This window comes from Nostoc sp. C110, assembly GCF_043099725.1.
Lineage (GTDB): Bacteria > Cyanobacteriota > Cyanobacteriia > Cyanobacteriales > Nostocaceae > Nostoc > Nostoc muscorum_A.
On sequence record NZ_CP171148.1, the window covers coordinates 892846 to 907702 of the forward strand.

General features: G+C 37.2%; 9 protein-coding genes. 7 read left to right on the forward strand and 2 right to left on the reverse strand.

Translation table 11 applies throughout. The features are described 5' to 3' along the window. The first annotated feature begins 39 nt into the window (after positions 1-39). Positions 40-1368, forward strand: coding sequence for a hemolysin family protein (locus tag ACFFRD_RS09575; protein ID WP_392481286.1), 1329 nt, complete (start codon positions 40-42; stop codon positions 1366-1368). A gap of 95 nt (positions 1369-1463) precedes the next feature. Here the strand turns inward: ACFFRD_RS09575 and ACFFRD_RS09580 are convergent, their stop codons facing one another. Beyond that, positions 1464-2645 carry an aldo/keto reductase gene (locus ACFFRD_RS09580; protein ID WP_392481287.1) on the reverse strand — a complete coding sequence of 394 codons (1182 nt, stop codon included), beginning with the start codon at positions 2643-2645 and terminating at the stop codon, positions 1464-1466. A 242-nt stretch (positions 2646-2887) separates the two neighbouring features. Between ACFFRD_RS09580 and ACFFRD_RS09585 the strand changes: the two genes are divergently transcribed. Continuing rightward, positions 2888-3037 (forward strand): hypothetical protein, encoded by a 150-nt coding sequence (locus tag ACFFRD_RS09585; protein ID WP_392481289.1) that lies wholly within the window; start codon positions 2888-2890, stop codon positions 3035-3037. 107 nt (positions 3038-3144) lie between these two features. Here the strand turns inward: ACFFRD_RS09585 and ACFFRD_RS09590 are convergent, their stop codons facing one another. Continuing rightward, positions 3145-5763, reverse strand: a complete 2619-nt coding sequence (locus ACFFRD_RS09590; RefSeq protein ID WP_392483039.1) for an amino acid adenylation domain-containing protein — start codon at positions 5761-5763, stop codon at positions 3145-3147. 1692 nt (positions 5764-7455) lie between these two features. On the opposite strand from ACFFRD_RS09590, the gene ACFFRD_RS09595 reads away from it, so the two are divergent. The 5 genes from ACFFRD_RS09595 (at position 7456) to ACFFRD_RS09615 (ending at position 14779) form a co-directional block, all read left to right on the forward strand. Next, positions 7456-8898, forward strand: a complete 1443-nt coding sequence (locus ACFFRD_RS09595) for a sugar transferase (protein ID WP_392481290.1) — start codon at positions 7456-7458, stop codon at positions 8896-8898. Positions 8899-9371: 473 nt separating this feature from the next. Beyond that, positions 9372-10805, forward strand: a complete 1434-nt coding sequence (locus ACFFRD_RS09600) for an oligosaccharide flippase family protein (protein WP_392481291.1) — start codon at positions 9372-9374, stop codon at positions 10803-10805. 66 nt (positions 10806-10871) lie between these two features. Beyond that, complete coding sequence (locus ACFFRD_RS09605) at positions 10872-11969, forward strand: glycosyltransferase family 4 protein (RefSeq protein WP_392481292.1); 1098 nt, start codon at positions 10872-10874, stop codon at positions 11967-11969. A 163-nt stretch (positions 11970-12132) separates the two neighbouring features. Beyond that, on the forward strand, positions 12133-13368 hold the full coding sequence (locus ACFFRD_RS09610) for an O-antigen ligase (RefSeq protein ID WP_114080432.1): 1236 nt from the start codon (positions 12133-12135) through the stop codon (positions 13366-13368). Positions 13369-13732: 364 nt separating this feature from the next. Then, complete coding sequence (locus ACFFRD_RS09615) at positions 13733-14779, forward strand: glycosyltransferase family 4 protein (protein ID WP_245246149.1); 1047 nt, start codon at positions 13733-13735, stop codon at positions 14777-14779. Positions 14780-14857 lie beyond the last annotated feature (78 nt).

Sequence of the window (14857 nt, forward strand, 5' to 3'; positions counted from 1 at the left end):
ATTGAGCTACATTCGCTCTGAGAAGCGGCAATTTTAAACATGTCCTCCATCACTTTTGAAATTTTAATCATTTTGGTGCTAATTATTGCCAACGGCGTATTTTCTATGTCTGAGATGGCGATTGTCTCAGCCCGGAAAGTCAGGCTACAGCAGCTTGCCAATCAAGGAGATGCCAAGGCAATGGCAGCATTGAAATTAGCGGAGTCTCCAAATCATTTCCTGTCAACTGTTCAAGTGGGTATTTCCCTGATCGGTATCCTAACTGGTGCTTTTGGAGGAGCAACAATTGCCAACCGACTGGCAGTCTATGTAAAACTTGTACCCTTTTTAGCACCTTATAGTGAACCGATATCTTTTGGAGTAGTGGTTTTGATCATTACCTATTTGTCACTCATTGTTGGCGAATTAGTACCAAAGCGTCTGGCATTAAACAACCCAGAAAGAATTGCCTCGACTGTAGCTATTCCAATGCGTGCCTTATCAGCGATCGCTTCGCCAATGGTATATCTCTTAAGTGCTTCTACAGATTTGATCTTACGAGTGCTGGGAATAACAGCTTCTACTGAGCCGCAAGTCACCGAAGAAGAAATAAAAATCTTAATTGAGCAAGGCACTGAGGCGGGAACCTTTGAGGAAGCCGAACAGGATATGGTAGAGCGAGTCTTTCGTTTAGGCGATCGCCCCGTCAGCTACTTAATGACACCCCGTCCTGATATCGTCTGGTTAGATTTAGAAGACACTGCCGAAGAAAATCGCCAAAAAATGGTTGAGAGTGCCTATTCTCGCTATCCAGTGTGTCAGGCGGGACTTGACAACGTGCTGGGTGTAATACCTGTCACCGACTTATTAGCCAGGAGTTTCCGAGGAGAAGCGCTAGACTTAACAGTGGGCTTGCGACAGCCCGTATTCGTGCCAGAAAGTACCCGTGGATTAAAAGTTTTGGAATTGTTCAAGCAAACCATTACTCACATGGCACTAGTAGTGGATGAATACGGCGTAATACAAGGATTAGTTACTCTCAACGACATCATGAGCGAAATCGTAGGTGATGTTCCTTCAACAGATGGACAGGATCAACCCCAAGCTGTGCAACGCGAAGATGGTTCCTGGCTTTTGGATGGGATGTTACCTGTAGAGGAGTTTTTAGAACTTTTTGGTATGGAAGAGTGGGAATCCGAGGAACGCGGCAGTTATCAAACCTTGGGCGGTTTTGTCATCACCCATTTAGGTCGTATTCCTGCCGCCGCAGATCATTTTGAATGGCAAAGTATGCGAATTGAAGTGATGGATATGGATGGGAACCGCGTTGACAAAGTGCTAGTGGTACCGAAGGCAACTAAATCAGCAGATACGAAAAAATCTGACTAGCGATCGTTGAGGAGTTAGGAGACGCGATTAATCGCGTCTGTACAGGAGTTAGGAGTTATTTCTCGCCCAATTTCCAATTCCTAATTCCCTATTCGTCAAGTCTTAGATAGACGTTTGACCGCTTCACCCGCCAACATCTGATGCGCTTGCTCCAGAAATTGGGGGATTTTATCGGCATGAGGATTGCGGGCAAGACATTGCTGCAAGTTTAATTCCTCTAGCCGATCCGCTTTATTACCAGGAAACCAGTGACCGCCATCACCAAGTAGGTTGTAGCGCATTTTGCCATAATCTACCAGGTCGTAGGCGATCGCTAAATTCCGCAGCCACAAAATCACCCGAATGTTGACCTCACCAGGGGTTTGCTCATAAGTTGGTAGATTTGTTTCCCAGGATTTTACCCAATCTTCTCCCAAAGTAGCGATCGCTTCTTCTTCCAACCTTGCTAAGATGGGCGGCAAAATTTCTGATGCCCGATCTACTAATTCTAAAGTCTTCAGGTGTTCATCAAAATCTTGTGGTTTTGCTGCTCCCACACTCAGAGTATGCACCTCTTGATGACTCAAACAAAACAAATCATTAAACACCATTGGACTCAAAGGAGCGCAAAGATTCACTAATTTTTGTGGAGGTTCATACAACAAACCTCCTTTATTAGATGGACTAATGATAAACACCCCCATATCGTGGCGTTTAGCTGCTTCAATTGCCGCCCAATTCCATTGATTAATGTAGTACCAGTGCAGGTTCACGTAATCAAATAGATTGGTATTAATTGTCTGTACAATTGTATCTGTTGATCCGTGTGTGGAAAAACCAATAAATCTAACTTTTCCTTCTGCTTGCAACTGCTGTGCTACTTCCAAGCAACCACCGGGACGGATGCTATAGTCTAATGACTCAGTATGGTTGATACCGTGCAATCCCAGTAGATCGACATAATCTAGCTGGAGATTTTTCAATGATTGTTCAAATGTCTCGCGGAATTCTTTCGCATCTTCCTTTGGACTGATTTTGGTCTGAACAATCAACTTTTCACGGGGAAGCTGGGGTAGAACTCTTCCTAATTGCATTTCGGAAGTGCCATAACCACGAGCAGTTTCAATATGATTAATCCCAACCTCCACTGCTCTTCTAATCGTCGCTTCCAGATTTGCCTGGTTATCAGCAGGAATTTCATTATTGGGGACATCCTGCCACTTAAACTGATATCTCATGCCACCGCAGGAAAACACTGGCATCTGTAATTCTGTGCGTCCAAACCGTCTATATAGCATCAGTAGATTGTGGATTTACCAACATAAATAAAAAACGACAGTCATCCAAGCCTACAGTGCCACAATAAATACCTCTGTTTAATCAGTGGCACTAGCAAGATTCATCGCATATTAAATTGGTCAGGTCTTTTGGTTATTGGACTGCGACCAGTATTCCCGTTCCACAGAATAATTATCTCATCCTAGTTACCACTAACAAGCAATTTTTCCGTTATTTTCCCAATTTGTGTTTAGACTAAGAAATGACAAAATTACCCAGCAGTACTGAGTTGAGACTCCCACAATATAGATATAGCGGTTCTCTCAATTGCCAAGAAGCAAGTGGCGTGAAGGTGAGCGATCGCAGCAGTGGAGTATTTTTCTATCTCACAAACGTGAAATTTGCTCTATAAGTCGAAGAGTTAAGCCGGTTTTGCCACTTGTTTCTTTGATTTTATCTTACCCCAGTCCAAAATCCAAAATTACTTGACTTCTCTTGCAAAGGTAGTAGGTTGTCAAATTAATTATTTGGAGACTGCGCTTGGATTAAGCAATTTCTCAATGTTTCGGCTAACACCTGTACATGCGGTTCATTAAATAGGTTATGGTGAGATCCAGAAATGTAATGGATATCTAATCCTCCAGCAACTAGGTCGCCCCAGCCGAATTGAGGATCGTATTGTGTCCCTATAGCTTCGTCCCGACTCTGATCGTCTGTTCGCAAGAGAACAGCTCGACCAAGGTAAGGTGAAAAGATATATTCACTGATAGCTTGAGTGTTAGCATCCATAATCTTTAAGTGGTTGTCATTTGCAGGGAAATCAATTATCCCTTGCAAGTAACGCTGATATGTCTTTTCGAGACGCTGCGTACCCCAATAAATCCATTTCACAAGTCTTTGCCAAAAGTAGACAGGTCCTTGTTGAACTATATTATTTAAATGCAAAAAAATTCGCTTCAGAAATGGTGCCCGCCAACTATAACCTGGACGGCAACTATCAAGCATAACTAAAATACCAACTTGTTGACCTTGCTCCTGGAGTTGCCTAGCCATCTCAAAAGCAACTACACCCCCAAAAGAATAACCTCCCAGAAAATAAGGCCCATTGGGTTGAATGGTCTGGATCTCTTGAATGTAATGAGTTGCCATGTCTTCTATCCGCGTATACAAGGGCTGTTTTCCATCTAGTCCTTGTGGCTGTAGTCCATAGAATGGTTGGTCTAACCCCAAATGCAATACTAATTCACGGAAACACAAGACTTCTCCACCGAGTCCGTGAATACAGAAAAAAGGTGGCTTGGAACCATAGGGTTGAATTTCTACCAGGGATGACCAGCTAGATTTTGATTTGTCTAAGGTATTTACTGAAGCCAAGTTTATTGCTAAATCTTCTTCTTGACAGATAATTTTGGCTAGAGCCTCTACAGTCCCAGACTGAAAGAGAATAGCAAGAGGAAGATTTTTACTAAATATCTTCTCAATTTGCCAAAATAGTTTTACTGCCAAGATGGAGTTTCCTCCTATTTCAAAGAAGTTATCCTTTACGCCAATGGGTTGGACACCTAAAATCTGTTCCCAAATCTGTGTTATCTTGCGCTCCACTTCATTACGAGGAGCAACAAAGGTAACTTCCGATTCTTGTCTTGATAAATCGGGTGCAGGTAAAGCATGGCGGTCTATTTTACCATTAGGGTTTAATGGTAAGGTGTCCAAAAATACAAAGTAAGCAGGCACCATATATTCAGGTAGCTGACTTTGCAAAAAGCGACGTAATTCAACTCGACTAGGAATTTGCTCTGCATTGGCAACAACATAAGCCACGAGTTGTTTATCACCATTAATATCCTCTCTAGCAATGACTAGAGTCTGTGTCAGTGCGGGATGTTGGTCTAATATGGCTTCAATTTCTCCCAATTCAATTCGGAAGCCACGAATCTTGACTTGGTAGTCAATGCGACCAATAAACTCGATATTCCCATCGCTTAAGTAACGTGCCAAGTCCCCAGTTTTGTAAAGACGTGACCCAGGTTCAGAGCTAAAAGGATTGAAAATAAACTTATCTATGGTCAATTCTGGACGGTTAAGATAGCCTCGCGCCAAACCAATACCACCAATGTGCAGTTCACCTGATTCACCAACAGGCACAGGCTGCAAATTTTCATCAAGGATGTGAATCTCTGCATTGGCCACGGGGCGACCTATGGGAGCAATGGTAGAATTAGTGCCGCGCTGACAAGTCCAGAAAGTGGTATCAATAGAGGCTTCTGTCGGGCCATAGCAATTGTGGAGAACATTGTCCAAATCCAGTTTGGCAAAAAAGCGTTCTATTAGTTCGCCAGGCAAAGCTTCACCACCACAGGTAATATGCCTCAGAAATGAGCAATTCTCAATTCCCTTTTCTTCTAGTAAGACACGCAGTATAGAAGGTACTAAGGCCAAGACAGTGATTTGCTGCTCAGTAATGACCTTCACAAGGTATGCAGTGTCTTGATGTCCACCAGGGCGAGCCACGATCAATTGCCCTCCAAAGCACAATGGCCAGAATATCTGCCACACTGAGGGATCGAAGCTAAAAGAAATAGTCAATAAAACCTTATCTGCCTGAGTTAATCTAAAGGTTGTTTGCCGCCAGTAGAGTTGGTTGCGGATACCACGGTGAGGGATCATAACACCCTTGGGCTGTCCTGTAGAACCAGATGTGTAAATTACGTAGATAAGATTATCATCTGTCGTTTTATTTACAGGATTTTCTTGACTGTTTTGAATATTTCCTTGCCAATTTGAATCGAGACAAACCACCTGTGCTTCATTCGGTGGCAAGTTCTTGAGCAATTTTTCTTGGGTTAACAATACTGGTGTCTGAGTGTCTTTCAATATGAAGGCTAAACGCTCTGAGGGATATGCCGGATCTAAAGGTACGTAAGCACCTCCAGCTTTGAGAATTCCCAGTAGTCCTACTATCATCTCCAAGGAGCGCTCTAGGCAAATGCCCACAAGTACTTCAGGACCAACGCCTAAAGCACGTAGGTGATGTGCTAGTTGATTAGCCTGCTGATTTAGCTGCCAATAAGTAAGTTGTGTATTTTCAAACATTACAGCAATAGACTGGGGCGATCGCTCAACTTGCATCTCAAACATTTGATGGATGCACCAATCCTGATGATCTACTTCAGTATCATTCCATTCCTGTATAACTTGAGTATCGAGGATATTAGTTAAGGTGTTTAAGGGAATATTTTGCTTATATTCTGAAATTTGGCTATTTATCTGCATTTTCTATGTACCAACTCCATAAGGAGATGCCATTGTTTTAATTTATTTATTCTTTATTGTATATGCGTTTATATCAAATCCTATACGAGGCTATACATTAAGTATTTCAGCATAGAAGCCCAAAATTGCATAAACACAACCTAGCTTCGCTTTGAAGGTGAGACGCTGGGCCAAAAGTTTCTAGGCTTTCGTACACAGGCAAATCATATAAATTTTCAAATATAATTTGTATTTAAATCTGTAGATAATCGATTTGTACTTAACATAACGATCGCCATTTTTAACAAACATTTAATTTAAAGCGGTAACTTTTAAATACCAATTAAAGTAAAAATATCATTATTCGTTTTTTTAGGTATAGCAATAGATCGGCACTTTTTACACCTTTCATTTTAGTTAACAAATTAAACTTTTTTGCTTTACAAGATATAAATTTACGGAAATTAATACTGATAAAACTTTATCTTTTTTTATAGGGATTTGTTAGAGTGAAAAATAATTATTACCGAATCTTCATTGTGTTTCTTTATATGTAAAAATAGTGTGAAGTCATGATTATGATTTGTTTAAATAATTAAGTAGGGGTCATTAGCTGCATATACTAAAAACACATCAGAGAGGAACTGGCGACTCAGGACTATAGCAATCCGAGTTGAAATGTAAGAACATAAGGAGATTAAAAGTACATGTTTTAAGCTATTTTAGCGATTTCCTTCATACAAAGTGGCGTAATATTTTTTACTTGATGCTACCATCCTCAAATCAGGTCTCCATAAAAACATATCATTGGCATAAAGATAATGTAGGAAAAAAGGCTTAGAAAGTGAAACTATCTATAAATGCAGATATAACAAGACTCACAGATAGATTTTGTTCATTTATTAGAATTTATTGCCGTTAATCTGTTACAAAATTCTCTAAAGATAACCATGAGACTTGACACAAGTTCAAGCAAGAAATAATTTTTGTAAAGTTTTGTAACAATATCCAAACTTTTGATGCGTTTAGTTATATGTTATGTATGTAAGTATTGTTAATTAAGTAATTATGCGTAAAAAACAGAGAACTTCTAAGCAAAGCTAAACTCATTTAGCTAGATATGCTACAGTAGTTCCCGAGGGAACATAATTGTCTCATAGAAGTAAAACTCTGCAATGGAACTGTAATAACTCAGTTCAACTGTTACGCCCTTTCAAAAGCCTAATATTTTTACCTGACCTATTTAATTATTAATGTCATGTCAGGAATTCTATTAAATTACAAGAAGTTAACTTACCAAAAAATCATTTTCTTACGCTCAAAGCTCAAAATATCCAGACTAAACTGAATCTTGACCTACAACAAAAGCTAAATATCTGGGTAGTAAATTTCCTCAAACCGATCCTGGAATATGCTTTTGATAGAGAAATTCAAGTTACTCCGAACAAAATAGTTAATAATATTTAGGCTACAAAGAACAGGTTTCTTTGAAATAAAAAGGTGGGATATCTCACTTGTCTTAATATTAAGTTTTGAGCAAATTTCATCAAATTTTACATATACCAAGTGTTCCTCAGTATGAGTAATCAAAGCATTACAACAAATAAATTCAGTGAAGTACCTTTGGATTTACGTGCATCTGCATCTGTAAGGGTACGCAAAGGTTCATGGTGGTTGAGATTAATAACATTGTTTTTGGTAGACTATACCCTTTTATCCTTAGCTTGGATTTTTGCTGGATACAAATCTTTTTATGGTAATTTTTCTTCGGATCTACCTAGTCATTACTTACCGATTTTAATAACTATTGGTATTCAAATAGGATCGCTAGCTATAGAAGGTATTTATAGGGAAGGTCAAAAACGCTATGACTATTTGAACATTATTAAATCGCTAAGTTTTGCTCATGGACTAATAATATTTGCTTGTTTTTTGTATCAACCGGTTGTTGATATTACACGTCCAAAATTAATATTGTTATCTTGGCTTCTAAGTATATTATTTATTTGTACTGGAAGATATGGTGTAAATATTACTTTAGAATATCTCCGTAAGCAGAAAAAAATAGTTCGTTCTTCTGTCTTCATTATTTGTGATCCTCAAGACCATGAGCAGATTGCTAGCTTTATTAAAAAAGAAAAGCACTATATTGTATCTGGAACTGCTCATGCTAATTCATTAGACAGATATCAGCGTCAAAAAACATTGAATCAACTCAATGAATTAGGTGTAACAGAGGTTTTTATATCTTGGGATGCTCTAAAAAATAGAATGTTTTTATGCTGGTTATTTCAAGCATCTGGTATTCAAGTACATATTTTACCGATGGAATTAAAACCAATTTATAAAAACATAGAATTTAATAAAATAGGTGGAATGCCTTGTCTGAGTTTGGATTGTCCGATAATTACAGGTAAGGATTTTTGGATAAAACGTACTTGTGATTTCTGTTTTGCAACTTTATTTGTAATGTTATCATTTCCGATTTATATAGCTATAGCTATAGCTATAAAACTGGACTCTCCTGGAACAGTATTTTACAGGCAAACCCGTATAGGTCTACATGGGCAACAATTCAAAGTATGGAAATTCAGAACTATGAGGTCTGATGCAGAAAAATTACAGAAAGAATTAGAAGCTTTAAATGAAACGAAAGATGGGATTATCTTTAAAATAAAAGATGACCCTCGTATTACTCGCGTTGGAAAATTTCTTCGGCGTTATAGTTTAGACGAATTACCTCAACTTTTTAACGTTATCTTTGGAGAAATGAGTATAGTAGGCCCCCGTCCGTTACCTACTAGAGATGTAGACAAGTTTTCTGAACATCATTTTATTAGACATGAAGTTTTACCTGGTATTACAGGTCTTTGGCAAGTCTCAGGTCGCTCAGACATTGTAGATTTTGAACAAGTGATAAATCTTGATCTGAACTACATTGAAAATTGGTCTCTTGGGTTGGACTTGGAAATTTTGCTCAAAACAGTTATGGTGGTTTTGAAAAAAGAAGGTGCCTACTAAGCTTTAAATTTTATCGACTTTCTCAATTTTTCTTGAAGGCATCAATATTCATCGTAAAACCTTAGTGATCCGGCAGTTTTATTTTAATAAAATTCAATGATAAGCATTAACATGGAAAAAGTTTTTGCTACCAAACTAGGTTTTTTGTCGGATCAAGAAAACCTGGTTACTAATTTGGGATAAGGTTGAGCTAAGGTCAAACAGAAAAACAAAATTAGAAAAGACAGTAAGAACTATAATGGTTACGTGTTGATATGTATGATTATTGCAACTTGCAGTGTAATTTATTGCGGATTAAAGTGAGCTTTTTCTAGTTTTGTAACAGTCTGAAAGTACAAATCAAATATTTATGCATGGAATCAAGTATAAAAACTTCTGAAGATATATCCATCCATATCCAAAAAGATCAGTTTATGAAATACATGGGTATTTAGTGATTTAAAACGAATTAAGCTGAATTAATAATTTTAAGAATGGCAGAAAAGTACAAATTTATAAGTAATTCCTTATCAATGATAGTCAATCGGTTAGCACAAAGCATTACGGCCTTTGTATTAACCGCTGCTATTGCTCGAACTTTGGGAGCTGAGGCTTTAGGGCAGTATCTACTAGCCTATAGCTACTATTTTATCTTTGTGGGCATTGCTTCACAAGGGCTAAAGACATTGTTCACTAGAGAACTAGCACGTGAGCCAGAAAAAACACCAGTTTACTTAATGAGTGGTACCTGGTTGCAGTTAATATTTAGTTTCTTCAGTTATGGGGCATTAGTGATTGTAGTCTTTTTACTTCCCTATAGTTCCACAACCTCTACTCTTTGCTACATAATGGGTTTAACGATCATTCCCTTTGCACTTTCCAATATAACGGAGGCAGTTTTTCAAGCTCAAGAGAAGATGCATCTTATTGCCATAGCTACAGTTCCAGTGTATGTAATACGCCTAATAATAATGATTTGGGCGATGCAACTAAAATACGGAATTGGATATTTGGGAGCGATCCTATTTTTGTCAGAAACACTAATTCTAATAATTGAATGGATTTTTATTAGACGATTAGTTAAAATCCAATGGCAGATTGATGGAAACTTTGTAATTAATACAATCAAAAGTGCGCGTACATTTTTTGCTATTGAAGCAATAGCTGTAGTCACTGGAAGAATTCAAATTTTGATTCTTTCATTGTTAGGAAATGAGTTTTTAGTAGGTCTATTTGGTGGAATAGCACAATTACTACAACCCTTTTCGATTATTGCTAACAGTATGATTTTAGCAATGTTTCCAAGATTTTCAAAGGCAGTAGACCAAGGAAGGGGAAAACAGAAGCAGACAGCAGAAACTATTATTGAAATCCTACTAATTATGGCATTGCCCTTATTTTTGGGATTATTATTTTTTGGCAAAGATTTACTAATTTTTGTCTATGATTCTAGCTTTGCTCAAGCAAATCTAGCCCTTCGCCTAAGTGCTATATCACTGGTTTTTTTGCCCTTCATCCGCTCACTTTCATATCTACTAGTAGCCAATGGTTTTGAGATAGTTAACCTACGTGAAGTGGTCATTACTACTATATTCGGAAGCTTGGGAGGTGTGGTATTAGTTTCACGATATCAGTTACTAGGTGCAGCTTTAATGGTATTGTTAATGACTATTCTGGGTTTTAGCCAGTATATTTATTTCACCTATACTCGCTTATTTTCATTAAACTTATGGCGAATTATGCGCCGACCATTGATAATAAGTGTTTTAATGTTACCCATATTTATATTGTTGCAAAAAATTAACTTAGACTTTGTATTCACTTTACTTATTGCAACTTGTACCTATGGTTTATTTGTGATTTATTTAGGTATTCGTGCGTTTGGTGGGTTTCGTTTTTTATGGATGAAACTTTTAAGAGAACATTAATTGTTCAATCTAAAATTCTACAGACAAACAATCCAAAGTTTTATAAGTAAGAATATAATTTAAATTATGATTAAAGTTGCCCTATTACATTTTGGCTTTGAAGACTACACCATTGAATTAGCAAATAGTCTGGCTAAATATGTTGATTTAACGGTAATTCACCCGAAAAAACTCTCAGATGTATGCGGTGATGCGTTTGATCCCAGTATCCGTGTCATTAGCTTTAACAAACCACGGATTCGCGACCCGCGTAATGTGTTGTCTATGAACGCTATGATGCGTATTATCAAAGACATACAGCCAGATGTTTTACATGTGCAAGAAACTAACGATCCTTGGTATGATTGGACGTTGCTACTCAACAGGATGCCACCACTAGTAACAACCATCCACGATGTATTCCGTCACCCAGGAGATAAGGTGGCTGTATTTGGTTCAGAGTATACTCGGCGTATTGCCTTCTATCGTTCCCAACAATTGATTGTCCATACTGATCAACTAAAAAAGATTCTAATTGAAAAATTTAATTTACCTGAAGGGCGAGTCAATGTCATACCACATGGTGAACTTGGCAGTCTGTATAAGCGCCGGGGCGATCGCAATAATCAGCCTCGCGATCCAAATACATTGCTATTTTTTGGACGCATCTGGCCCTATAAAGGATTGAAATATTTGCTTGAGGCTATGCCCTTAATTGCTGAACGTGTACCTCAAGTCAAACTGATTATTGCTGGAAAAGGAGAAAATATCAACCAGTATTTCCCTAATGGTTATGATGAGAACCGCTACGAGATTATCAATAGACTAATCTCTCTTGAAGAAGTAGGTAATCTATTTCAACGTAGCACACTAACAGTTCTACCATACATTGAAGCGTCTCAAAGTGGTGTAGCAGCTTTATCTTATGGAATGGGAACGCTGGTTGTAGCTTCTGATATAGGGGGATTGAGTGAGATAGTTCAGCATAAAAAGGATGGGTTATTAGTTCCACCACGTGATGCTCAAGCCCTATCTGATGCCATCGTTTGTTTGTTAAGCGATCGCGACTTACAACAAAAAATGCAAACTGCGGCACTAGCTCGTTGCCAGCAAGATTTAAATTGGTCAAATATTGCTGCTCAAACCGTGGAAGTTTATCAAAAAACCATGAAAATTATACATTAGTAAAAATATACTTACTTAATCGGCATTTAACGAACATAATAATAACCCATCGAATAAAAAAGTATTTGCCCAAATAAACTGAGACTATCAACCACGAATTTCTGACTTGCTTAATATATTTTTTGTATGTATACACAATAATAAATATTATAAGTTATAAAAAATGAGGAAATTTTTAATTTCTGCTGAACAAATATTTACATTTACTTCCTTGATGCTATATTCAGGAACCCCGCTAGATGGTTTTTTGACTGATGGCTTTACTGTAAAAGAAGGAGATAGAATTACATTTCGATTACTTTATACTCTTACATATATAGTCAGCCTTTCATTGATTGCTCTACGTTGGAAGAAAGTTACTTATGCTTTTAGCAAAGATAAGTTTATTTGGTTGCTGATTGGAGTTTCTGCACTTTCTATTTTTTGGTCCTTAGATCCAGACATTACCGTGCGTCGCGTCATTGGTCTGTCAGGAACAACTATCTTTGGACTTTATTTAGCTTCACGCTACACCTTAAAACAGCAGCTAAAGCTATGTGCATATATGCTTGCCGTCTCAATAGTAATGTGTTTATTATTTGTTATATTTTTACCACAAATTGGAATCGATCCTGCATTTAATAGTTGGAGAGGAATATTCCCAACCAAAAATGTTCTGGGCAAGAGATTTGTACTTAGTGCGGCAATATTTTTATTCCTTGCCATTACTGGTAAAGAAAATCGTTGGGTTTTATGGCTTGGCTATATTACTTCTGGAGTACTTATATTATTATCCCAATCAGCAACATCACTATTAAATTTTATAATCATCACAGTAGCTTTTATTGTGTATTGTCGAATTTTACATTTAGAATACAAAGTATTTATACCTTTTCTGACGTTTATATCAACATTGAGTATAGCTTTTTATTACTGGTTCATCTCACAAGGTGATTCGATTTTAGGCTTAGTAGGTAAAGACGCAACACTCACCGGACGCGCAGAATTATGGCCTGTTGTATTGGAGATGATTGGAAAAAAACCATGGTTAGGATATGGCTATGGAGTATTCTGGGAGCAGAGTAGTGAATCTTCTATTGTTTTACAAACGGTACAATGGGACGCTCCTAATGCTCATAATGGGTTTCTGGATCTTTGGCTATCATTGGGTCTATTAGGATTCTTGGTTTTTATAATTGGGTTCGTTATTAATTTATTTAAAGCGATATATTTAATCCGGCGGAATCAAACATCCGAAAGTATATGGCTCTTAGTTTATCTTACATTTATGATTCTTTCAAATCTAACTGAAAGTACATTGCTAGTTCAAAATAGTATGGAATGGGTACTTTATGTAGCAGCGATATTGTCAAGTCAACTTTACTACGCACGCGAATCTCTAAAACTAGAATCAATATAGAGTTGTAGAGAAGATGGAGTGATTTAAATATAAATTTCTTGATTAATAAATTTTAACTCAAACAAAATATTTTTGTAAGTTTTACAAAAATTATGTACAGATAGAGTTAAATTCATAAAGCTGTAAACCAAGATATTTTTACCTCAAATTAACCAAAAAATAATCGTATTTTTATTGAAAATATTTTAGGCGTAGATACTCTACCTACAGATGTACTAATATGTTGAAGTAAGTTACGCATCGATTTGACTCAGAGAAAATCAAACAATAAACTGTGATTATTTCGGTGATATATTAATCAAAGATATACCAACTTATTTCAAAATTACAGCCTATGTCCCGAACTAATACTCTCAAGATTATCATGTTAGGTCCTAGTTTACTCCAACAGGGTGGCATTTCTGGTTATGAGAAGCTTTTTTTAGAATATGCTCCTTCTGAAATTCAAATATATCATATTATCACTCATGAAGACGGATCTATAGCACTGAAAACAATGGTGTTTTTGAAAGCTATATGGAAATTTATATGGATATTAAGAGCAGAAGAAGTTGATATTGTTCAACTTGAAATTTCACAACGCGGCAGTGTTTTACGGCAAGCAATTATGACACTTTTAGCTTGGCTATTTAACAAACCGATAATTCTACACGCTCATGGTAGTCAATTTCATCTTTTCTATGCTGGACTTGCTAACTGGATACAGAAATTGCTAAGTTGGATATTTTGTAAGTGTCAACGCTTAATTGTATTATCGGAAAGTTGGAAAAGTTTCTATATAGAAAATCTTGGTCTTAAACCTGAACAAGTTGTAGTTTTTTACAATCCAGTAAAATTTCCTCCTGAAGTTCCACACCGTTCAGTTTCTGCAAAAGTTAACTTACTTTTTTTAGGACGAATTGGTCAACGGAAAGGAGCATTTGATTTGATCAAAGCTTTTTCTTTTTTGCCTACTGAATATAAAACCAGATCAAGTCTGATTATGGCAGGAGATGGAGACATAGAAGAGGCACGCAATTTAATTACGACTTTAAATCTACAAAACTATATACAATTGCCTGGTTGGATAGGGTCAGATGAACGTGATATTCTTTTAAGTAAGGCAGATGTTTTTGTGTTGCCCTCTTATAACGAAGGTCTCCCACTAGCAATGCTAGAAGCAATGGCTTGGGAATTACCAGTCATAGTTACACCAGTAGGAGGCATACCTGAGATAGTTACTCAATCTGAAAATGGATTAATTGTTAATCCAGGAAGTGTTGAGCAGCTATCAGATGCTATTAGGTCTTTGATTGAAAATGAGGATTTGAGGCTCTCTCTAGGATCTAAAGCGAGAAAAAGTGTTTTTCATCTTGATATCAAAAATCACTGGATTTCTTTTCTTGATTTATATCGTTCAGTGTTAAGTTGAAATGATAAATCTAGCAACTGCAAAACAGAAAACTATAAAAATGCAGACCTGCGGTTTATTCAGCCCAGTTTCACCAGG